The organism is Pantoea sp. 18069, assembly GCF_902706035.1.
Lineage (GTDB): Bacteria > Pseudomonadota > Gammaproteobacteria > Burkholderiales > Burkholderiaceae_C > Comamonas.
In genome coordinates, this window is record NZ_CACSJA010000002.1 from 1 (window position 1) to 19,257 (window position 19,257).

The window sequence follows — 19,257 nt, forward strand, 5'->3', positions numbered from 1 at the left end:
TCGCGATGGGGAAATTCCAGGGCGTGATCAGGCCGACCACACCCACGGGCTCGCGCGTGATCTCCACGCCTATGCCCGGGCGCACCGACGGCAGGGTCTCGCCGGCCAGGCGCAGGCATTCACCCGCAAAGAACTTGAAGATCTGGCCCGCGCGGGCGACTTCGCCTATTGCCTCGGGGCGGGTCTTGCCTTCCTCGCGCGCGAGCAGGTCGCCGAGTTCTTCCTTGCGCGCGAGGATTTCCGTGCCTATCTTGTCGAGCGCGTCGTGGCGCACCTGGATGCCCGAGGTGCTCCACGCGGGAAAGGCTGCCGCGGCGGCCGCGACAGCGGCGTTGACATCGGCGGCATCGCCCTGGGCGTACTGGCCGATCACATCGGCAAGGTCGCTGGGGTTGGCATTGGGGCTGTAGCCCTTGCCGGCAGTCCACTGGCCGTTGATGAGGTTGTCGAATGGGGTCATGGGGTGAGGTCCTGAAGGAAAGCGGGAAAATCGGGGCAGCGGGTTCGGGTCAGCGTGCCGCAGACCAGGGCACTTCGGCAACGGGTTGGCCGGTGGCAATGAACTGCTGCAGGTTCTGCAGCACCAGATCGGCCATGGCGCGGCGGGTATCGTGCGTGCCGCTGGCGATATGCGGTGCCAGCACGACGTTCTCTAGCGTGAGCAGGTCGGGATGGGGGCGGGGCTCGTCCTCGAACACATCGAGGCCTGCGCCAGCGATGCGCCCGCCGCGCAGCGCGGCGACCAGCGCCGCCTCATCGACCACGCTGCCACGCGCCACGTTGACCAGGAAGCCCTGGGGCCCCAGGGCGGCCAGCACTTCGGTGCTCACAAGGTGGCGGGTGTTGTCGCCGCCCGCGGCGGTGATGATCAGAAAGTCGGACCAGCGCGCCAGCTCGAGCAGCGACGTGCGGTACAGATGGGGGCAGCCGTCGATGGGCCGGCGGTTGTGATAGGCCACTTCCATGTCGAAGCCCGCGGCGCGGCGCGCCACAGTGCTGCCGATGCGGCCCATGCCGAAGATTCCCAGGCGCTTGCCCGACACCCGCGTGGTGATGCCAAAGCGCTGGCGGCTCCAGTCGCCGCGGCGCACGAAGCGGTCGGCGGCGCTCAAGGACCGCGCCGCGTCCAGCAGCAGCGCCCAGGCCATGTCGGCCACGCAATCGTCAAGCACGCCCGGCGTATAGCCCACGCGCGCGCCGCGGCGCAGCAGCGCCTCCTTGTCCAGCGCATCAAAGCCCACGCCAAAGCTGCTGACGAACTTCAGTTCGGGCAGTGCGTCCACGACGCGCGCGGGCAGGCCCATGGCCGCCGACGTGACCAGATACGGGAACTGCGCGCCCTGCTCCGCCAGGAAGCGTTCGGGATCGCTTTCCTGGGAGAGGAGGTGCACATCGTAGGCTTGCGCCAGGTCGGCATCGAGCTGGGGCAGCGGCATCTTGCCGTATTGGAGAACGCGGGGTCGGGAGAGCGCCATGCCGGGAAGTCCTTGGGTCATTCGGTGAGAAAGGAGAAAACAGCGTGCCGCCAGCGCCCCCACCAGTGCGGCGAGGCGGCGGGCGGCACATCCAGGGGCGCTGCTGGCCCCTGCGGCACGGGCTTACTGCTCGACCAGCTTGATCAGCGCAGCGAGCTCTTCGACTTCGCCCGGCTTGAGGTCGGCCAGCGGTGCGCGCACCGGGCCTGCATCGTGGCCCACGATCTTGGCGCCGGCCTTGACGATGGACACGGCGTAACCGGCGCTGCGGTTGCGGATCTCGAGGTAGGGCATGAAGAAGGTCTTGAGCAGGTGGTGCTGCGTCGCGTGGTCGTCGTTCTTCACCGCTTCGTAGAAACGGATGGCGGTCTTGGGAATGAAGTTGAAGACGGCCGACGAGTAGACCGGCGTGCCCAGCGCCTTGTAGGCAGCGGCATAGACTTCGGCCGTGGGCAGGCCGCCCAGATAGGCCAGGCGATCGCCCATGGTCAGGAACATCGCGGACATGGCCTCGATATCACCCACGCCGTCCTTGAAGCCGACCAGGTTGGGATTGCGCTCGCACAGCTTGGCAACGGTTTCGGGCGTGAAGCGGCTCACGCCACGGTTGTAGATGATCACGCCGAACTTCACGCTCTTGCAGACGGCTTCGACGTGCGCGGCCAGGCCTTCCTGGCTGGCTTCGGTCATGTAGTGGGGCATCAGCAGGATGCCGTGGGCGCCGGCACGCTCCGCTTCCTGGGCGCACTGGATGGCGAAACGCGTCGGGCCGCCGGCGCCGGCAATGATGGGCACCTTGCCCTTGCAGGTATTCACCGCGGTCTGGATGATCGCCGGGTACTCTTCGGCCGTCAGCGAGAAGAACTCGCCCGTTCCGCCGGCGGCGAACAGCGCGGTGGCGCCGAACGGGGCCAGCCATTCGAGGCGCTCGGCATAGCTCTTGGCATTGAAGTTGCCCTGGCTGTCGAAGTCGGTCACGGGGAACGACAACAGACCGGAACTCATCACGCTTTTGACTTCTTGGGGGCTCATGGCAATCCTTGGGAAAAACAGAATGAAAAAAAGGCCTGGACTTCAGTCCAGCTGCAAATTGGAGGTCTGCACCACCGTGCGCCAGCGGTCACGCTCGGCGCGGAAGAACTTGTCGGTCTCGACGGGTGTCATCGTGACCACTTCGGCGCCCTGGCCTGTGAGGCGCGCACGCACATCAGGCGAACGGATGGCGGTGAGCAGGACCTGGTTCACGCGCTGGACGATGGCTTCGGGCGTCTTGGCCGGCAGCACCACGCCTTGCCAGGTACCCGAGGCGAAATCTTTCGCCCCCTGTTCGGCCAGCGTGGGCACGTCGGAGATCAGCGGCATGCGCGTGGTCTTGGAGATGCCCAGCAGCTTGAGCTTGCCGCTTTGCACATGGGGGTAGGTGGCCAGCATGCCGTTCATCAGCACCTGTGTCTGGCCGGCAACCGTGTCCTGCACCGCTTGCACACCGCCCTTGTAAGGCACGTAGACCCATTTCGCGCCGGTGAGGCGGGACAGCTCCACGCCGGCCAGATGGGGCGCGCTGCCCGTGGCCGTGACGGCGAAATTCAGATCCTGCTTGTTCGACAGCTCCACCAGCTCCTTCAGATTGCTGGCCTGCACCGAAGGGTGGACCACCAGCATGTGGGGCGAGTAGGCCAGCATGGCCGCGCCGCGCAGGTCCTTCGAGGGGTCGAAGCTGAGCTTGGTGTAGACCGAAGGCGAAATCGCCAGCGCCCCCAGGTCGGCCAGCAGCCAGGTGTAGCCGTCAGGGGCTGCACGGGACACGAACTCCGCGCCCAGATTGCCGTTGGCACCGGCCTTGTTCTCGATCACGACGGTCTGTTTCAGTTCCTGGGAAATCACCTGCCCGATGGAGCGGGCAATGATGTCGGAGCTGCCGCCCGGAGGATAGGGGACCACCAGACGGATGGTCTTGCTGGGCCAGGCCTGCGTCGCGAATGCGGGAGCACAAACCAGACCGGCACCAGCAAGGGCCAGGGCTGAACACAGAAAGCGTGAGCGGGAAAGCATGGTGAAGTGTCTCCGTATAGTGGTCAGTCATCATACAACTGGATTTCTAAAAACTCACGCAAAAATTTCTAGGGGTAAACACCAGGCGCCATCGACAGCCAACACACGCCCCCGGCAGGGGGGGCGGCCCGCGCTATGCCGGCGCAACCGGCGCGGGCAGCTGGCTCAGGCGCTGGGCCAGGCGCAGGCGTTCGCGCGAATTGGTGAGGTGAATGCGCATTGCCGCGCGCGCGGAGTCCGCGTCCTGGCGCTCGATCGCGGCATAGATCTCTTCATGCTCGCGGTTGACGCGGCGCAGGTAGTCGGGGTCGCGCGCCGGAGTGTGGATGGACGCGATGCGGTTGCGCGGAATCAGCATGCTGCCGAAATGCTGCAGGATGTCCTGAAAGTAACGGTTGCCTGTGGCCTGGGCGATGCTCAGGTGAAACGCCAGGTCATGGCTCACGGTCTCGTGGCCGAGCGCGAAATTGTGCTCGAACGCCTGCAATGCTTCGCGCATGACCCTCAGGTGCGCCGCCTCGCGGCGCTGTGCGGCCAGGCCGGCCGCCTCGGTTTCCAGGCTGATGCGCAGCTCCAGTACGGCCAGCACATCCACGGATTCACTGAGTTCGTGCGCATTGAGCTGCATGCCCGGGTTTTGCCGCGTGGGCAGCACGAAAGTGCCTATGCCATGGCGGGTTTCGACCAGTCCGGCGGCCTGCAGCTTGGACAGCGCTTCGCGCACCACCGTACGGCTGACGTCGTAACTGCGCACCAGCTCGGACTCGGTGGGCAGCTTGTCGCCCTCGTGCAGCAGGCCCTGGCGGATCTTGTGGCCGAACTCCTCCGACAGGAGGTTGGCCAGGCTGCGGCTGCCGCGGCCGGTCTTGCCACGCAGCGCGGTCCCGTCTCCAGGCGATAAAAATCCAGCAGATTGGGGTAATTCCGATGTCGGGGTGCTCATGGCTCTGATGATAATGGGTTTTAGTTGTACGACAACATATCACTGACATCCGTTTTCTGCTGTACCAATGCGACAAGGTGGCGCCCGTTCAGGAGGATTCCCGCAGCGAGCAACCACCTTGATAGCCGCCCTGCCCCGGCGGACTGCAAGGCTGTCAGTGATGCGCTTTGGAATGGCGACCCATGCCTGGGATGCCGTGATGAATTCAAGAATCGAAAGTAGCTGATGAGCAGTCCCCTTTATATCCGCATGCATGCCGCCGACAACGTGGCCATCGTGGCCAACGACGGCGGCCTTCCTGCGGGCACGGTGTTTCCCGATGGGTTGCGCCTGGTCGAACACATCCCGCAAGGCCACAAGGTCGCGCTAGAGGATCTGGCCGAAGGGGCTGTGGTGCGGCGCTACAACGTGGTCATAGGCTATGCACTTCACGCGCTGGCGCGCGGCAGCTGGATCAACGAGCGCACGCTGCGCATGCCCGCGGCCCCGGAATTGCAGGGCCTGCCCATGGCCACCGTGAAGCCGCCCGCGCTCGCGCCGCTCACGGGCTATACCTTCGAAGGCTACCGCAATGCCGACGGCTCGGTGGGCACGCGCAATATCCTCGCTATCACCACCACCGTGCAATGCGTCGCCGGCGTGGTGGACACCGCGGTGCAACGCATCAAGCGCGAGCTGCTGCCGCGCTACCCCCAGGTCGACGACGTCGTGGGCCTGGAGCACAGCTACGGCTGCGGCGTGGCCATCGACGCGCCCGACGCCATCATTCCCATCCGCACGCTGCGCAACATCAGCCGCAACCCCAATTTCGGCGGTGAAGTGATGGTCGTGAGCCTGGGCTGCGAAAAACTGCAGCCCGAACGCCTGCTGCCAGCGGAGGCGCCGCTGGTGCCCATGCAGCGCCTGGGCACGGCCCCTGCCCTGCCCGTAGCCGATGCCGCACTCGACGTGGTGTGCCTGCAGGCCGAGGAGCATGTGGGCTTCATGAGCATGATCGACTCCATCGTGCGCCAGGCCGATGTGCATCTGCAGCGCCTGAACCAGCGCCGGCGCGAGACCGTGCCGGTGAGCGAACTCGTGGTCGGCGTGCAGTGCGGCGGCAGCGACGCGTTCAGCGGCGTCACGGCCAACCCGGCCGTGGGTTTCGCCACCGACCTGCTGGTGCGCGCCGGCGCCAGCGTGATGTTCTCGGAAGTCACTGAAGTGCGCGACGGCATAGACCAGCTGACTTCACGCGCCAGCACGCCCGAAGTCGCCCAGGCGATGATAGACCAGATGGCCTGGTACGACGCCTACCTCGCGCGCGGCCGCGCCGACCGCAGCGCCAACACCACGCCGGGCAACAAGAAAGGCGGGCTCTCCAACATCGTCGAGAAAGCCATGGGCTCCATCGTCAAGTCGGGCTCGACGCCGATCACGGGCGTGCTCGCCCCGGGCGAGAAGCTGCGCGAAAAAGGCCTGATCTACGCCGCCACGCCGGCCTCCGACTTCATCTGCGGCACGCTGCAGCTCGCGGCCGGAATGAACCTGCACATCTTCACCACCGGACGCGGCACGCCCTATGGCCTGGCCGCCTGCCCGGTGATCAAGGTCGCCACGCGCACCGACCTGGCGCGCCGCTGGCACGACCTGATGGACGTGAACGCCGGGCGCATTGCCGACGGCGACGCGACGATAGAAGACACGGGCTGGGAGCTGTTCCACCTGATGATTGAAATCGCCAGCGGCCGCAAGAAGACCTGGGCCGAGCACTGGAAGCTGCACAACGCTCTCGTGCTCTTCAACCCTGCACCAGTGACCTGATAACGACAACCCCTGCACGCCTGAACCCACAGGCGGCATTTTTCAACCAGGAGACAAATCTCATGCAACGTCGACAACTACTCAAGGCCGCGGCCGCTCCACTGGCCCTGGCCTGCATGCCTGCAGCTGTCATGGCACAGAGCAACTGGCCCAAGGCCAAGGTCATCACCTACATGGTGCCTTTCGCCGCAGGCGGCACCACGGACCAGCTGGGCCGGCTGATTGCCCAGCAACTGGGCCCCGTGCTGGGCACCACGGTGGTCGTCGACAACAAGGCTGGCGCCGGCGGCAGCGTGGGCTCCGAACTCGCGTCCCGCACCCAGCCCGATGGCTTCACCATCCTGGGCGGCACGATCAGCTCGCACGCCATCAATGTGAGCCTGTACCCCAAGCTGGGCTATGACCCGATCAAGTCCTTCACCCCGATCACGCTGATCGGCACCAACCCACTGGTGCTGGTCGTGCCGGCCAACAGCCCGTACAAGAGCCTCAAGGACGTGCTCGAAGCCTCGCAGACGAAGTCCGGCGGCCTGTCCTCGGCATCGGCGGGCGCGGGCACCTCCCAGCATCTGGCGCTGGAAATGCTGGCCTGGAAGTCGGGCGTCAAGTTCACCCATGTGCCGTACAAGGGCAGCGGCCCGGCCATCCAGGACGTGATGGGCGGTCAGGTCGACATGATGTTCGACACCACCGTGGTCGCGGCGCCGCACATTCAAAGCGGCAAGCTGCGCGCGCTGGCCGTGACTTCCAGGCAGCGGCTCGACTCGCTCAAGGACGTGCCCACTGTCGCCGAGTCCGGCCTCAAGGGCCTGGGCGACTTCGAAGTCACGTCGTGGCAGGCGATTTTCGCGCCGACCAATACGCCCGATGCCATCGTCCAGCGCCTGCACCAGGAAATCGCCAAGATCCTGGCCACGCCCGACATGCAGGGCCGCCTGAAGACCATGGGCATGGAGCCCTCGACGCTGTCGCCTACGCAGGTCGCCGCATTCCAGAAGGCCGAAGTCACCAAATGGGCGACGGTGATCAAGGAAGCGAATGTCAAAGTAGACGGCTGAGTGTCAAGCCAACCGCTGCCACAAGCAAAAAAAGCGCCTCAAGGCGCTTTTTTTGTATTTACAGCCGCTCAGGACTGGGCAAGTTCAGGAGCACGGAACAACGCGGCTACCTTGCGCTTGGACTTGATGGACGGGCGGGCCGCGGGCTGGCGCGTATCGTCCCAGGTCGCCGCTGGGGCCGCGGCCGAAGCGACGTAAGGGCGGTCAAAGAACGGATCGGCCGCAGGGCGCGAGGCCGGGCGGGAGGAACGCGGGGCCGGAGCCGGGCGACCGACGACGCCACGCGCCGCGTCTTCGCCTTCACCGCGCCAGGCGCGGCGGCCGTCGTTCATGCGTCCTTGCGGCCGGGGCTGCTCGAGCTGCAGCGCCTCGACGTCGATCTTCTTCTTGATCAGCTTCTCGATCTCACCGACCTGGCGCGCGTCGCGCGAGGACACCAGCGTCACCGCCAGGCCCGAAGCGCCGGCACGGCCGGTGCGGCCGATGCGGTGCACATAGTCTTCGGCGTTGAACGGCACGTCGTAGTTGAACACCGCGGGAACGTCCTTGATGTCCAGGCCGCGCGCAGCGACGTCGGTGCAGACCAGCAGGTCGACATTGCCGGCCTTGAAGGCTTCAAGCGCCTTGAGGCGCTCGTCCTGGCTCTTGTCGCCGTGCAGCGCCGTGGCGCGCAGGCCGTCACGCTCTAGCGTGCGCGTCAGGCGTGCGCAGCCGAGCTTGCTGTTGGAGAAAATGAAGGCCTGGCGGATGCCGCGTTCCTTGAGGATCTTGTGGATGGCCAGGCGCTTTTCGTCTTCGTCGGCGGCGCTGAAGAAGCGCTGCTCCACGGTCGACGCGGTTTCGTTGGGCCGTGCCACCTCGATGGTCACCGGGTCCTGCAGGTAGCTGCCCGCAAGGCGCTTGATTTCAGGCGAGAAGGTCGCGCTGAACAGCAAGGTGGTACGGGTCTTGGGCAGGTAGGACAGGATGCGCTGCAGATCGGGCAGGAAGCCGATGTCGAGCATGCGATCGGCCTCGTCGAGCACCACGTATTCGACCTGGTTGAGGATGGCGGTCTTGGCCTCGATATGGTCCAGCAGCCGGCCGGGCGTGGCCACCAGCACTTCGACGCCCTTCTTGAGCTCGGCCGTCTGGGGCTTCATGTCCATGCCGCCGAACACCACCATGCTGCGCAGCTTGGTGTATTTGGCGTACAGCGCGATTTGCTGGGCGACCTGGTCAGCGAGCTCACGGGTGGGCAACAGCACCAGCGCACGCACCGGATGGCGCGCGGGCGAGGTCGAACTGTTTTCGTGCTTGAGCAGACGCTGCAGCAGCGGCAGCGAGAAAGCCGCCGTCTTGCCGGTACCCGTTTGGGCGGCGCCCATCACGTCCTTGCCGGTCAAGACAACGGGAATGGCCTGCGCCTGAATGGGCGTCATCGACTCATAGCCCATCTCGGCAACAGCACGGGCCAGGGGTTCCGACAGGGATAAATTGGAAAAAGAACTTGTCATTTAGCCTACTATTGTCGCACCTAGCGGCGAACACACGTATTTGCCCCGCCGATTCAAGGGCTTCATGCGGTGCTTATGTGCGACAAATGGCTGCGCGCAGGCCTGCCGCAGCTCACAGTTGCCTGGCGCTGAACGTGTCGCAGCCCTTGAGTTCGCCGCGCTGCAGGCCGCGCTGGAACCAGCGCTGACGCTGGGCACTGGTGCCGTGGGTGAAGCTGTCAGGCACCACCGCGCCGCCTGCGGCGCGCTGCAATGCGTCGTCGCCTATCCTGGCCGCGGCGTTCATCGCTTCTTCCACATCGCCCTGCTCGAGGATCTGGCGCGCATTCTGCGCATGGTGGGCCCAGACGCCCGCAAGACAGTCGGCCTGCAGCTCGAGCCGCACCGACAGCTGGTTGTACTCGGCCTTGCCGACCCGCCCGCGCATGCGGTCGACCTGTTCGTTGATGCCCAGCAGGTGCTGCACATGGTGGCCGACTTCATGCGCGATCACATAGGCCTGGGCGAAATCGCCGGGCGCACCGAGCTGGTTCTTGAGCGTCTGGTAGAAGCCCAGGTCGATATAGACCTTTTGATCAGCGGGGCAATAAAACGGCCCCATCGCCGCCTGGCCCGTGCCACAGGCGGTCGAAGTCGCACCGCGAAACAGCACCAGCCGGGGCTGCTGGTAGCTGCCGCCGTTCTTGCGAAACAGGTCGCCCCAGACATCTTCGGTGTCGGCCAGCACCGTGGACACAAAACGCGCCAGCGTGTCGTCGGCCGGGGGCTTGCCGACCACGGCGGGCTGCTGCACCGCCACGGGGCTGCCCCCGCCGCTGAGCATGCCCAGCAGCGTCAGCGGGTTGATGCCCAGCACCCAGCCGCCGACCAGCGCCACCACGATCGTACCGATGCCGATGCTGCGCCCGCCAAAGACCGGCGAGCCGCCCCCCTGGCCGCGTCTGTCCTCGATATTTTCCGATTCCCGGTTGCCGTCCCAGCGCATAAGAACTCCTTGGCGCCGGCATGCGCGGCGCGTGCAAGGGCATATTACGTCGCTGCAGCCCCTGGCGCGGCGCGCGCCGACCGAAATGTCAGGCAAGCAGGACTGGACTCCTACAAGCAGGCCGGACTTGACCTGTGTACATTCGAGACCATGCACTTCCTCACTGCCTGGCGCGCAGCGCTGCTCCGGATGCCCTTGCATGGACGCCTTGCGGCCGTCGCCCGGGCGGGCCTGGCGCCGGTGATCAAGGTGCGCGCATGACGCAGCCGCCGCGGCACCCCAGCCCTGCCGAGACGCCCGAGCGCCGGCCCTGGAGCCTGCGCTCGCAGATTGCCGTGGTCTTCGGCAGCCTGGTCACGCTGGTCGCCGTGCTGCTGTCGCTGGCCTTTGGCGAACTGCTCAAATGGCGCATACAGAAGGAGGCCGCGGCATCGCTGCACATGGTGGCCCACAATGCGGCCAAGGTGCTGGCCGAAGGATTGTTCGAGCCCAGCCGGCTGGTCCAGGTGCTGGGCGCGTCCCAGGACCTCTGGGAAAAAGGCATGGACGCGCCCGAAGTCCTGCCGCTGCTGCAGCGCATGCATTCGAGCCGGCCCTACAGCCGCTGGATAGGCGTGGCCGACGTCCACGGCAACGTCGCGACCGACACCAACAACATCCTGCAGGGCAAGAACGTCTCCGACCTGCCCTGGTTCCAGGCCGGGCTCAAGGACGTGTACGTCGGCGACGTCCATACGTTCATGGCATTGGCCGACAGGCTCGCGCCGAGCAGCAGCGGCGAGCCCCAGCGCTTTCTCGATTTTTCCGCGCCCATCTACCGCAATGGCGAGACCCTGGGCGTGCTCGGCCTGCATCTGAGCTGGGACTGGGCCCGCGACACGCTCGAAGCCTTGCGCCCTACCTATGCCGACCACGCGCAGATCGAGCTGTTCGTGTTCGACCACACGGGCGAGATCATCTATGCCCCCGATGGCCGCATCGCGCCCTATGCCGCGCTGGGACAGAAGCTGCCGCAGACCGAACAGCCGTCGGCCAGCGGACGCGACAGCATGACCACCCCGGGGCTCGCGGGCCTGGCGCAATGGAAGGACGCCAAGCCACCGTTCCTCACCGCCGTGACGCGGCTGCCGGCGCGCAATCTCGCGAGTGACCTGGGCTGGTACGTGGTCGTGCGCCAGCCCACGGCAACGGCTTTCGTCGGCGCCGACACCGCCGTCGCCCAGGCGCTGGCCGGCGGCGTCGGCGCCGCCCTGCTGGCCGCGGTGATCGCGTCGCTGGCCGCGCGCCGGCTCAGCGAAGACCTCAACAGCCTGTCGCGCGCAGCGCTGCACATCGAGGCCGGCACGCCCGGCGCCGTCGTGCCGCAGACGCACAGCACGCGCGAAGTGCAACGCCTGTCGCGCACGCTCGACAACATGACGCGCCGCCTGCTGCACATGAACGAGGCCATGGAGGAAGTCGTGCGCCAGCGCACGCTGGAGTTGCAGCATGCGAACCAGGAACTCGAGCGCCAGGCGAGCAGCGACCCGCTCACCGGGCTGCTCAACCGCCGCGGCTTCGATGCACGCCTTGTGACCGCGGTCGCGCTCGCGCAGCGCAGCGGCCGCGCGCTCAGCGTGATCACCATCGACGTAGACCATTTCAAGCGCGTCAACGACACCTATGGCCACGGAGTCGGCGACAACGTGCTGCGCACGCTGGCCCAGCAGTTCAAGGCACGGCTGCGCGCATCGGATGCAGTCGCCCGCCTGGGAGGTGAGGAATTCATTATCTTGCTGCCCGATACCCCGCCCCATACCGCGCTCGAAATGGCCGAGGAACTGCTGGTATCGGTCGCAAGCCATGCCCGCGACGTGGTGGGCAACATCACCATCAGCGCCGGTGTGTCGGCATTGCGACCCGACGACGAGAATGGCAGCGCGATGTTGCGCCGCAGCGACGCTGCGCTCTACGCCGCCAAGACCGCGGGGCGCAACCGCGCCGTGGCCCAGGTCTGAGCAGGCCGCGCAACGCCCCTCAATGGGTATCGACGGTGCTGGCGCAGGCCGGCTGGTCGAAATAGGCGCACAGGCGCGCGCTCAGGCGGTGCAGCTGCGGGCAGCCTATGGATTGGGCCGCAGCCAGCTGCTGGCGCGCATAGTCGAAATCACCGAGCATCATCGCCGCATGCACGGCACGGCCATGGCCGGCCATCTGCAGGATGAAGGCATCGAGCTCATGCTGAGGCCAATAGGCACTGTGGCAATTGCCTGCGCGCCAGGCGCTGTCGCGCTCGCCCGACACAGCGCAGTCCGATCCGCCGGCCAGCCCGCACGCATGCGCTGCGCGGTCACGCGGGGCACGCCACGCAAACCTCAACATCGCCAGCATAAGAAGACCTCCTGATCACTGCGGCACGCCCCATGCATGCCACCTCGACAGTGCATGGTAAGAGTGGAATGTGACAGGAGCGTAGGGAAAAACGCGCTGACGGATGTCGGAAATTACCGATAGACGGGCAAGCCCGCCTGTCCAAAGCTTATGCGCGCGGCAGCGTGACGCCGCTTTGACCCTGGTATTTGCCGCCACGGTCCTTGTAGCTGACTTCGCAGACTTCGTCGCTTTCGAAGAACAGCACCTGTGCGCAGCCTTCGCCCGCATAGATGCGCGCGGGCAGCGGCGTGGTGTTGGAAAACTCCAGCGTCACATAGCCTTCCCACTCGGGCTCGAACGGCGTCACGTTGACGATGATGCCGCAGCGCGCGTAGGTGCTCTTGCCCAGGCAGATCGTCAGCACGTTGCGCGGAATGCGGAAATATTCGACGGTGCGCGCGAGCGCAAAGCTGTTGGGCGGAATGATGCAGCTGTCGCCTTCGAAGTCGACAAAGCTTTTCTCGTCGAAGTTCTTCGGGTCGACCACGGTGCTGTGGATGTTGGTGAACACCTTGAATTCGGGCGCGCAGCGGATGTCATAGCCATAGCTGCTGGTGCCGTAGCTGATGATCTTGCGGCCGTCGGCCTCGCGCACCTGACCGGGCTCGAAGGGCTCGATCATGCCGGTGCTTTCCGCCATGCGACGGATCCATTTGTCGCTCTTGATACTCATGGGATTTCCTGCCAGTACTGCTTCGGACGCTTGAAAACCAAGCGTAACAGGCTATTTTGCTTGAGAAATAATGGTTTGCTCCACCAACCGGTCATCGCCCAGCACGATCATCGCGAACAGCAATTCATCGAGATTGCGCGCCGCCTGCGTCTTGCGCGCCAGCAGCGGCGTGGCTGCGGGGTCTAGCACCAGAAAGTCGGCTTCGCAGCCGGGCAGCAGGTTGCCGACCACGCCCCCCAATCCCATGGCCGCGGCCGCGCCGCCCGTGTGCTGCCACCACAGATCGGCGGGCGCGAGACTCAGCCCGCGCTTGGTCTGGCCCTCGCGCCCCACGGCGTACGCCGCGAGCATGGTCTGAAACGGCGAAAAGCTCGTGCCCGCGCCGACGTCGCTGGCCAGGCCATAGGCAAAGCCCGCCTCCTGTGCGCTTGCATAGTCAAAGAAACCGCTGCCCAGGAACAGGTTGCTCGTCGGGCTCACGGCCGCAGCCGCGCCGCGCGCGCGCATCAGCGCGCGGTCCGCGGCATCGAGGTGAATGCAGTGCGCATAGACCGCGCGCTCGCGCAGCAGGCCGAAATCGTCGTAGACCGACAGGTAGCTGCGCGCCTGCGGAAACAGCGCGCGCACCCAGCGCACTTCGTCGAGGTTCTCGGCGACATGGGACTGTATCCAGACATCGGGGTAGCGCGCGGCGAGTTCGCCCGCGCCGCGCAGTTGCGCTTCGGAGCTCGTGGGCGCAAAGCGCGGCGTGATCGCATAGCCCAGCCGGGCTACGCCGTGCCAGCGCTGGATCAGCGCCTCGGTGTCGAGCAGGCTTTGCTCGGTCGCGTCGCGCACGCCATCGGGCGAATGCCGGTCCTGCAGCACCTTGCCCGTGACCAGGCGCATCTGCGCCTTTTGCGCCGCGCCCATCAAGGCGTCGACCGACGCCGGATGGCTGGTCGCGAACGCCAGCGCCGTGGTCACGCCGTTGCGCAGCAGCTCGGCAATGAAGAAATCGGCGACTTCGGCGCTGTATGCCGCATCGACAAACCGCTGCTCGTGCGGGAAGGTGTAGTTCTCGAGCCAGGGCAGCAAACCATCGGCGGGCGCGCCGATGACGTCGGTCTGCGGGTAGTGGATATGCAGGTCGACAAAACCCGGCGCGATCAGCCGCCCGGGAAAGTGCTGCACGGGCAGGCCTGCATAGCCCGGCGACAGCGTGGCCCAGCTGCCCGCGGCCTGCACGCGCGCACGGCCGTCGGGCGTGCGCGCCACGGCCAGCAGGCCGTCTTCTTCGTACAGGGGCTGGCCCTCTGGGGTGAAGCGCAACAGGGCGCTGCGGTAGATGTGCATGGGAGAAGCTTAACGGCAGGCGGTAGAAAACCGTGTTGTATTCAATGGCCCGGCGAGCCTTGCACGCCTTCTACCAGCCATTTCATGTCGAGTATCTGTGCGTCGGTCAGCGCCGAGCCCTTGGCGATCACCACATGGCCGGCGTTGTCGCGCACATCGGCCCTGGCGGCGGCGAACGGCTGGATCCGGCCCTGGGCCATGAGCCGCTGCTGGTCAAGCACTTCCTTTTGCACCGTCTGCGGCACCTTGCGGCCAAAGGCTTCGAGGCGGATCATGCCTTCGCGCACGCCACCCCAGACATCGCCGCTGGCCCAGGTGCCGTCCTGCACGGCGCGCGCGCGCCGCGTGTAGTAGTCGCCCCACTGGTGGGTCACGGCCAGGATCTGCGCGTCGGGCGCGACCTGGCGCATGTCCGAGTGGTAGGCAATGGCGAACCTGCCGCGCTCCTGCGCCGCGACCATGACCGCGTTCGAGGCCGAATGAAACGCCAGCACGTCGGCGCCCTGGTTCATCAGCGTCATTGCCGCGTCGCGCTCCCTGGCCGGGTCGAACCAGGTGTCGAGCCAGACCACCTTGACCCGGGCGCCGGGGTTGACCGAACGCATGCCCAGCGTGAACGCGTTGATGCCCTGCAGCACTTCGGGAATCGGAAAGCCCGCGACATAGCCCGCGACACCACTCTTGCTCATGCGCGCCGCGGCAATGCCCGACAGGTAGCGACCCTCGTAGTAGCGCGCATTGGCTGTGGCGACATTGGCCGCGCGCTTGTAGCCGGTGATCGATTCGAACTTGACGTCGGGAAAGTCGCGCGCCACGCGCAGCGCCGGCTCCATATAGCCAAAGCTGGTGGTGAAGATCAGCTGGTGGCCGTTGCGCGCGAGATCGCGCAGCACGCGCTCGGCGTCAGGCCCTTCGGCGACATCGGCGACCACGGTGGTCCTGAGCTGCTTGCCCAGCGCCGCTTCGGCGGCCTTGCGGCCGGCGTCGTGCTGGTGCGTCCAGCCGGCGTCAAATACCGGCGTGACATAGACGAATGCCGCCGACAACGGCTGGTCGGCGTCGGCCTTGGCGGGCGTCTGGGAAAAAACGGGAGCGAAAAAACAGGCGACCGCGAGCGCGGCTGCGAGGTTTTTGTACATGGTGGTCCTCTACATGGCCCGAAAAAACAACGCCTGCCGCAGCGGGCACTGCGACAGGCGGGGCGGATTCTAGCGCGGACAGCGGCTTCAAGTGGCCGCGCTGCCACAATGGGCATCAAACCCATTCACCGAGGAGACCCTTGCAATGCCTGAGTTTGTCGACCGTTCGCCCCCGGGCGAGTGCATTTTCTGCCGCATCGTGCGCAACGAGCTGCCCGCGGCGCGGGTTTATGAAGACGACCTGACCCTGGCCTTCATGGATATCGGCCAGGTCACGCCCGGCCATGTGCTGGTCGCCACAAAGCGCCATGCGGCCACGCTGCTGGACCTGACCGAAGCCGAGGCCGCGGCCGTGATGCAGACCGCGCAGCGCATGGCGCGGGCGCAGCAGGCAGCGTTCGCGCCCGAAGGCATCACCTTGCTGCAGGCCAATGGCGCGGCCGGCGGGCAGACCGTGGCCCACTTCCATGTGCACGTGGTGGCGCGCAAGGCGGGCGATGGCGTGAGCTTTGCCTGGCCGCGCAAGGAGCCGGGCGGCGAGGTGATTGCGGGCTATGCGGCGCAGCTACGCGCGGCGCTGGGTTGAGCAGCGCTTCGGCAGGCGCAGGCCGCCTCACCCCGCGGGAATCGCATCCTCGGCGCCATGGCGCACAAAGCACTCGTCAAGCTGTTCGATCCACGCGCGCTTGCTGGCCTCGCCGACAAAGCTCGCCTGCAGGCTGTTGCGCGCGAGCTGGTAGGCCTGGGCGGCGCCCATGCCGGTCGCGGCAAACAGCTGCTCGAAGTTCTCGTTGATATAGCCGCCGAAATAGGCCGGGTCGTCGGAGTTCACCGTCACAGCCAGGCCCGCCTCGAGCATCTGCGGCAGGTTGTGCTTGGCGAGATCGGGAAAGACCTGCAGCTTCTGGTTGGACAGCGGGCACACGGTGAGCGCGATGCGCTCGCGCGCCAGCCGCTGCATCAGCGCGCTGTCGTGCTGGGCCTGCACGCCATGGTCTATGCGCTCGACCTGCAAGCTGTCGAGCGCGCCCCAGATATAGGCCGGCGGGCCCTCCTCGCCCGCATGCGCGACCAGGTGCAGGCCAAGCGCGCGGCACTGCGCGAACACGCGCGCGAATTTCTCGGGCGGATGGCCCAGCTCGCTGCTGTCGAGGCCCACGCCGATGAAGCGGTCGCGCAGCGGCATGGCCTGGGCCAGCGTCATGCATGCATCTTCCTCGCTCAGATGGCGCAAGAAGCTCAGGATCAGCGCGCAGGAAATGCCCCAGTCGCGCTCGGCGTCGCGGCAGGCGCGGTACAGGCCGTTGATCACCGACGCCATGGGCACGCCGCGTGCCGTATGGGTCTGCGGATCGAAGAAGATTTCGGCGTGCACCACATGGTCGCTGACCGCGCGCGCGAGATACGCACGCGCCATGTCGTAGAAGTCCTGCTCGTGCAGCAGCACGCTCGCGCCCGCGTAGTAGATGTCGAGAAAGCTCTGCAGGTCGGTGAACGCATAGGCGCGGCGCAGGGCCTCGACGTCGGCATAGGGCAGCTCGACCTGGTTGCGCCGGGCCAGCGCGAAGATCAGCTCGGGCTCGAGCGAGCCTTCGATGTGGATATGCAGCTCGGCCTTGGGCATGTCGCGCAGCAAGGCCGCTAAAGAGGCATTGGTCAGGGCGTGGGACATCAGCAGACTCCAAAGGAAATGCCGCGCGACTTCAGGTAGCGGCGGTAGGCGACCGACATGCGGTCGGCTGCGGAATTCAATTCTGCACGCGGATCGAGCGGCAGGCGTTTGGGTTGTTGCGACTCGAGCACGGGCTGGTCCTGGGTGAAGATGGTGTGCTGGAACGCCTGCAGCTGCGCATCGGCCGTCTCGAAGTCGGCGACCGCGAGGCGGAACCAGACGCGGCTGCGCTCGGGCGTGACCGGGCAGACGAACAGGCCTATAGATTCATACCAGCCGTCGCGGCTCGTGCCCGCCTCGGGCAGCTTGTTGAGCAAGGCGGTATATGGGTCGGTGACTTCGTAGGTGTAGTGCACGTCGGCCGCGGCCGTGGAATGCAGGTTCGACTGCGGCTGGCGCGCCTTGCAGTTCGTTGCCTTGACGCCGGTGGGCGTGGTCTCGACAGCGTAGCGCTCCATGGCCGTGGCGTCGCGCGAGCCCAGCCAGCCTTCGTGCACAAAGCCGAAGTGCGACATGTCGAGGAAATTCTCGATGATGCGCGGCGCGCTCGCGGCCACATCGTAGGGACCGCAGTTGAGCTTGCGCAGGCGCTCGTCGTCTTCCGCGGGAAACTGCGGCAGCGGCATGTCCGAGGCTTCGAGCTGCACCCAGACCAGGCCATGGCGCTCCTGCACGGCGAACGCGCGCACGCAGTGCGCGGGCGGGGGCACGAAGTCGGGCACGGCCGGCACCTGCGCGCAATGGCCGTCGGCTTCGAACTGCCAGCCGTGGTACGGGCATTCGAGCCGGTCGGCGTGCACACGGCCCAGCGACAGCCGCGCGCCGCGGTGGGGGCAGCGGTCGACAAACGCATGCGCCTGCCCCGCCAGATCGCGCCACAGCACCAGATCCTGTTCCAATAATTGCACGGCCAGCGGCGCATGCACGACGGCCTCGGCCAGGGCCACCGGGTGCCAGAGTGTTTTTTCCATCGCGCCGAGTGTATTCACAAGGCATAAGGGCCGCCTATGGCAGCCCTTATGACCCAGTATTTAAGTAAAAGCTTACTTTTTATCGCCGCCGGGCACGTTGCCTTCCACGCCCTTGACGTAGAAGTTCACGCCCGACAGGAACTGGTCATCGGCGACGGTGTCGTCGGCCACGACGGGCTTGCCGTCCTGGCCCAGGATCGGGCCCTTCCAGATCGTGAAGCTGCCGTCCTTGAGGCCGGCCTTGACTTCCTCGACCTTGGCCTTGATTTCGGCAGGCACGTCTTCGGCGATGGACACCAGGTCGATCGCGCCTTCCTTCACGCCCCACCAGCTCGCGCCCGTGGCCCAGTTGCCGTCCAGCGCTTCCTGGGTGGCCTTGGTGTAGTAAGGCGCCCAGTTGATGATGGCCGAGCCCAGGTGGGCCTTGGGGCCGTAGGCCGTCATGTCCGAATCCCAGCCGAACGCGCGCTTGCCCTTTTCCTGTGCGGTCTTGAGCACGGCCGGCGAGTCGGTGTTCTGGAACAGCACGTCGGCGCCGCCGTTGATCAGCGAGGTGGCGGCTTCGGTTTCCTTGGGCGGGCTGAACCATTCGTTGACCCAGACCACCTTGGTCCTGACCTGGGGGTTGACCGACTGCGCACCCAGCGTGAAGCTGTTGATGTTGCGGATCACTTCGGGAATCGGCACCGAGCCGACCACGCCCAGCGTGTTGCTGGTGGTCATCGCACCGGCGATGATGCCGGCCAGGTACGCGCCTTCGTAGGTGCGGCTGTCATAGGTGCGCACGTTGGCGGCGGTCTTGTAGCCCGTGGCGTGCTCGAACTTCACGTCCGAGAAATCGGGAGCGATCTTCTGCAGCGCTTCCATGTAGCCGAAGGTCGTACCGAAGATCATCTTGTTGCCCTGGCCGGCCAGGTCGCGCAGCACGCGCTCGGCGTCCGGGCCTTCGGGCACGCTTTCGACATAGCTGGTCTGGATCTTGTCGCCGAACTCCTGCTCGAGCTTCTTGCGCGCCTGGTCATGGGCATACGACCAGCCGCCATCGCCGACGGGACCGACATACGCAAACGCGATCTTCAAGGGCTCGGGCTTGGCCGGCGCAGCGGCTTCGGGTGCCGCAACCGGTGCGGGCGCGGGCTCTTCCTTCTTGCCGCAGCCGGCCAGGGCCGCCGCGGCCACGGCCGTGAGCGCCGCGAGCTTGAACATCGAGCGCTTGTGCAGATCAGTCATATTTCTTCCTTGG

Annotated in this window: 18 protein-coding genes; 4 read left to right on the forward strand and 14 right to left on the reverse strand. The window is 66.2% G+C overall.

Annotated elements, in window-relative coordinates; genetic code table 11:
- The 5 genes from GVL12_RS02120 to GVL12_RS02140 form a co-directional block, all read right to left on the reverse strand.
- Nucleotides 1–460 (reverse strand): aldehyde dehydrogenase family protein (locus GVL12_RS02120; RefSeq protein ID WP_159911003.1); only part of this gene is annotated, 460 nt, incomplete at its 3' end.
- A 49-nt stretch (nucleotides 461–509) separates the two neighbouring features.
- Nucleotides 510–1,496, reverse strand: coding sequence for a 2-hydroxyacid dehydrogenase (locus GVL12_RS02125; RefSeq protein ID WP_235033786.1), 987 nt, complete (start codon nucleotides 1,494–1,496; stop codon nucleotides 510–512).
- A 102-nt stretch (nucleotides 1,497–1,598) separates the two neighbouring features.
- Nucleotides 1,599–2,507: a 5-dehydro-4-deoxyglucarate dehydratase gene (gene kdgD, locus GVL12_RS02130; RefSeq protein ID WP_159911004.1), complete on the reverse strand. Its 909-nt coding sequence runs from the start codon at nucleotides 2,505–2,507 to the stop codon at nucleotides 1,599–1,601.
- 42 nt (nucleotides 2,508–2,549) lie between these two features.
- Nucleotides 2,550–3,527: a tripartite tricarboxylate transporter substrate binding protein gene (locus GVL12_RS02135; RefSeq protein ID WP_159911005.1), complete on the reverse strand. Its 978-nt coding sequence runs from the start codon at nucleotides 3,525–3,527 to the stop codon at nucleotides 2,550–2,552.
- 133 nt (nucleotides 3,528–3,660) lie between these two features.
- Complete coding sequence (locus GVL12_RS02140) at nucleotides 3,661–4,470, reverse strand: FadR/GntR family transcriptional regulator (protein WP_159911006.1); 810 nt, start codon at nucleotides 4,468–4,470, stop codon at nucleotides 3,661–3,663.
- A 225-nt stretch (nucleotides 4,471–4,695) separates the two neighbouring features.
- Between GVL12_RS02140 and garD the strand changes: the two genes are divergently transcribed.
- Nucleotides 4,696–6,273: a galactarate dehydratase gene (garD, locus tag GVL12_RS02145; RefSeq protein WP_159911007.1), complete on the forward strand. Its 1,578-nt coding sequence runs from the start codon at nucleotides 4,696–4,698 to the stop codon at nucleotides 6,271–6,273.
- Between the two features lie 62 nt (nucleotides 6,274–6,335).
- A complete protein-coding gene (locus tag GVL12_RS02150) occupies nucleotides 6,336–7,331 on the forward strand; it encodes a tripartite tricarboxylate transporter substrate binding protein (protein ID WP_159911008.1) in 996 nt (331 codons plus the stop codon).
- Between the two features lie 68 nt (nucleotides 7,332–7,399).
- On the opposite strand, the gene GVL12_RS02155 is transcribed toward GVL12_RS02150, so the two are convergent.
- Nucleotides 7,400–8,827: a DEAD/DEAH box helicase gene (locus GVL12_RS02155; protein ID WP_159911009.1), complete on the reverse strand. Its 1,428-nt coding sequence runs from the start codon at nucleotides 8,825–8,827 to the stop codon at nucleotides 7,400–7,402.
- Nucleotides 8,828–8,939: 112 nt separating this feature from the next.
- Entirely contained in the window at nucleotides 8,940–9,812 is an 873-nt protein-coding gene (locus GVL12_RS02160; protein WP_159911010.1) for a neutral zinc metallopeptidase, read from the reverse strand.
- A 257-nt stretch (nucleotides 9,813–10,069) separates the two neighbouring features.
- Here GVL12_RS02160 and GVL12_RS02165 point away from each other — a divergent pair, with 257 nt between their 5' ends.
- Complete coding sequence (locus GVL12_RS02165) at nucleotides 10,070–11,809, forward strand: diguanylate cyclase (protein WP_159911011.1); 1,740 nt, start codon at nucleotides 10,070–10,072, stop codon at nucleotides 11,807–11,809.
- 19 nt (nucleotides 11,810–11,828) lie between these two features.
- Here the strand turns inward: GVL12_RS02165 and GVL12_RS02170 are convergent, their stop codons facing one another.
- The 4 genes from GVL12_RS02170 to GVL12_RS02185 form a co-directional block, all read right to left on the reverse strand.
- Nucleotides 11,829–12,095, reverse strand: coding sequence for a hypothetical protein (locus GVL12_RS02170; protein WP_159911012.1), 267 nt, complete (start codon nucleotides 12,093–12,095; stop codon nucleotides 11,829–11,831).
- Nucleotides 12,096–12,330: 235 nt separating this feature from the next.
- Nucleotides 12,331–12,897 carry a dCTP deaminase gene (gene dcd / locus GVL12_RS02175; protein ID WP_159911013.1) on the reverse strand — a complete coding sequence of 189 codons (567 nt, stop codon included), beginning with the start codon at nucleotides 12,895–12,897 and terminating at the stop codon, nucleotides 12,331–12,333.
- Nucleotides 12,898–12,948: 51 nt separating this feature from the next.
- The gene (gene guaD, locus GVL12_RS02180) at nucleotides 12,949–14,232 is read right to left on the reverse strand and encodes a guanine deaminase (protein WP_159911014.1); all 1,284 of its coding nucleotides are present in this window, start codon (nucleotides 14,230–14,232) and stop codon (nucleotides 12,949–12,951) included.
- A gap of 41 nt (nucleotides 14,233–14,273) precedes the next feature.
- Complete coding sequence (locus tag GVL12_RS02185; protein WP_159911015.1) at nucleotides 14,274–15,371, reverse strand: BMP family ABC transporter substrate-binding protein; 1,098 nt, start codon at nucleotides 15,369–15,371, stop codon at nucleotides 14,274–14,276.
- A gap of 145 nt (nucleotides 15,372–15,516) precedes the next feature.
- Between GVL12_RS02185 and GVL12_RS02190 the strand changes: the two genes are divergently transcribed.
- Nucleotides 15,517–15,957: an HIT family protein gene (locus tag GVL12_RS02190; RefSeq protein WP_159911017.1), complete on the forward strand. Its 441-nt coding sequence runs from the start codon at nucleotides 15,517–15,519 to the stop codon at nucleotides 15,955–15,957.
- Nucleotides 15,958–15,984: 27 nt separating this feature from the next.
- Here the strand turns inward: GVL12_RS02190 and GVL12_RS02195 are convergent, their stop codons facing one another.
- The 3 genes from GVL12_RS02195 to GVL12_RS02205 all read right to left on the reverse strand — a co-directional run bounded on the left by GVL12_RS02195 (nucleotide 15,985) and on the right by GVL12_RS02205 (nucleotide 19,244).
- Nucleotides 15,985–17,043 carry an adenosine deaminase gene (locus tag GVL12_RS02195; RefSeq protein WP_159911019.1) on the reverse strand — a complete coding sequence of 353 codons (1,059 nt, stop codon included), beginning with the start codon at nucleotides 17,041–17,043 and terminating at the stop codon, nucleotides 15,985–15,987.
- A complete protein-coding gene (locus GVL12_RS02200; RefSeq protein ID WP_159911021.1) occupies nucleotides 17,043–18,014 on the reverse strand; it encodes an aromatic ring-hydroxylating dioxygenase subunit alpha in 972 nt (323 codons plus the stop codon). Before GVL12_RS02200 ends, GVL12_RS02195 begins: the two co-directional genes overlap by 1 nt.
- Before the next feature lie 72 nt (nucleotides 18,015–18,086).
- The gene (locus GVL12_RS02205) at nucleotides 18,087–19,244 is read right to left on the reverse strand and encodes a BMP family ABC transporter substrate-binding protein (RefSeq protein ID WP_159911022.1); all 1,158 of its coding nucleotides are present in this window, start codon (nucleotides 19,242–19,244) and stop codon (nucleotides 18,087–18,089) included.
- Between the last annotated feature and the right edge of the window lie 13 nt (nucleotides 19,245–19,257).

What these genes read in the sequence shown, in the direction of transcription:
- GVL12_RS02125 (WP_235033786.1), bottom strand. Translation starts at nt 1,496, where the DNA reads ATGACCCAAGGACTTCCCGGCATGGCGCTCTCCCGACCCCGCGTTCTC.
- kdgD (WP_159911004.1), bottom strand. Translation starts at nt 2,507, where the DNA reads ATGAGCCCCCAAGAAGTCAAAAGCGTGATGAGTTCCGGTCTGTTGTCG.
- GVL12_RS02135 (WP_159911005.1), bottom strand. Translation starts at nt 3,527, where the DNA reads ATGCTTTCCCGCTCACGCTTTCTGTGTTCAGCCCTGGCCCTTGCTGGT.
- GVL12_RS02140 (WP_159911006.1), bottom strand. Translation starts at nt 4,470, where the DNA reads ATGAGCACCCCGACATCGGAATTACCCCAATCTGCTGGATTTTTATCG.
- garD (WP_159911007.1), top strand. Translation starts at nt 4,696, where the DNA reads ATGAGCAGTCCCCTTTATATCCGCATGCATGCCGCCGACAACGTGGCC.
- GVL12_RS02150 (WP_159911008.1), top strand. Translation starts at nt 6,336, where the DNA reads ATGCAACGTCGACAACTACTCAAGGCCGCGGCCGCTCCACTGGCCCTG.
- GVL12_RS02155 (WP_159911009.1), bottom strand. Translation starts at nt 8,827, where the DNA reads ATGACAAGTTCTTTTTCCAATTTATCCCTGTCGGAACCCCTGGCCCGT.
- GVL12_RS02160 (WP_159911010.1), bottom strand. Translation starts at nt 9,812, where the DNA reads ATGCGCTGGGACGGCAACCGGGAATCGGAAAATATCGAGGACAGACGC.
- GVL12_RS02165 (WP_159911011.1), top strand. Translation starts at nt 10,070, where the DNA reads ATGACGCAGCCGCCGCGGCACCCCAGCCCTGCCGAGACGCCCGAGCGC.
- dcd (WP_159911013.1), bottom strand. Translation starts at nt 12,897, where the DNA reads ATGAGTATCAAGAGCGACAAATGGATCCGTCGCATGGCGGAAAGCACC.
- guaD (WP_159911014.1), bottom strand. Translation starts at nt 14,232, where the DNA reads ATGCACATCTACCGCAGCGCCCTGTTGCGCTTCACCCCAGAGGGCCAG.
- GVL12_RS02185 (WP_159911015.1), bottom strand. Translation starts at nt 15,371, where the DNA reads ATGTACAAAAACCTCGCAGCCGCGCTCGCGGTCGCCTGTTTTTTCGCT.
- GVL12_RS02190 (WP_159911017.1), top strand. Translation starts at nt 15,517, where the DNA reads ATGCCTGAGTTTGTCGACCGTTCGCCCCCGGGCGAGTGCATTTTCTGC.
- GVL12_RS02195 (WP_159911019.1), bottom strand. Translation starts at nt 17,043, where the DNA reads ATGTCCCACGCCCTGACCAATGCCTCTTTAGCGGCCTTGCTGCGCGAC.
- GVL12_RS02200 (WP_159911021.1), bottom strand. Translation starts at nt 18,014, where the DNA reads ATGGAAAAAACACTCTGGCACCCGGTGGCCCTGGCCGAGGCCGTCGTG.
- GVL12_RS02205 (WP_159911022.1), bottom strand. Translation starts at nt 19,244, where the DNA reads ATGACTGATCTGCACAAGCGCTCGATGTTCAAGCTCGCGGCGCTCACG.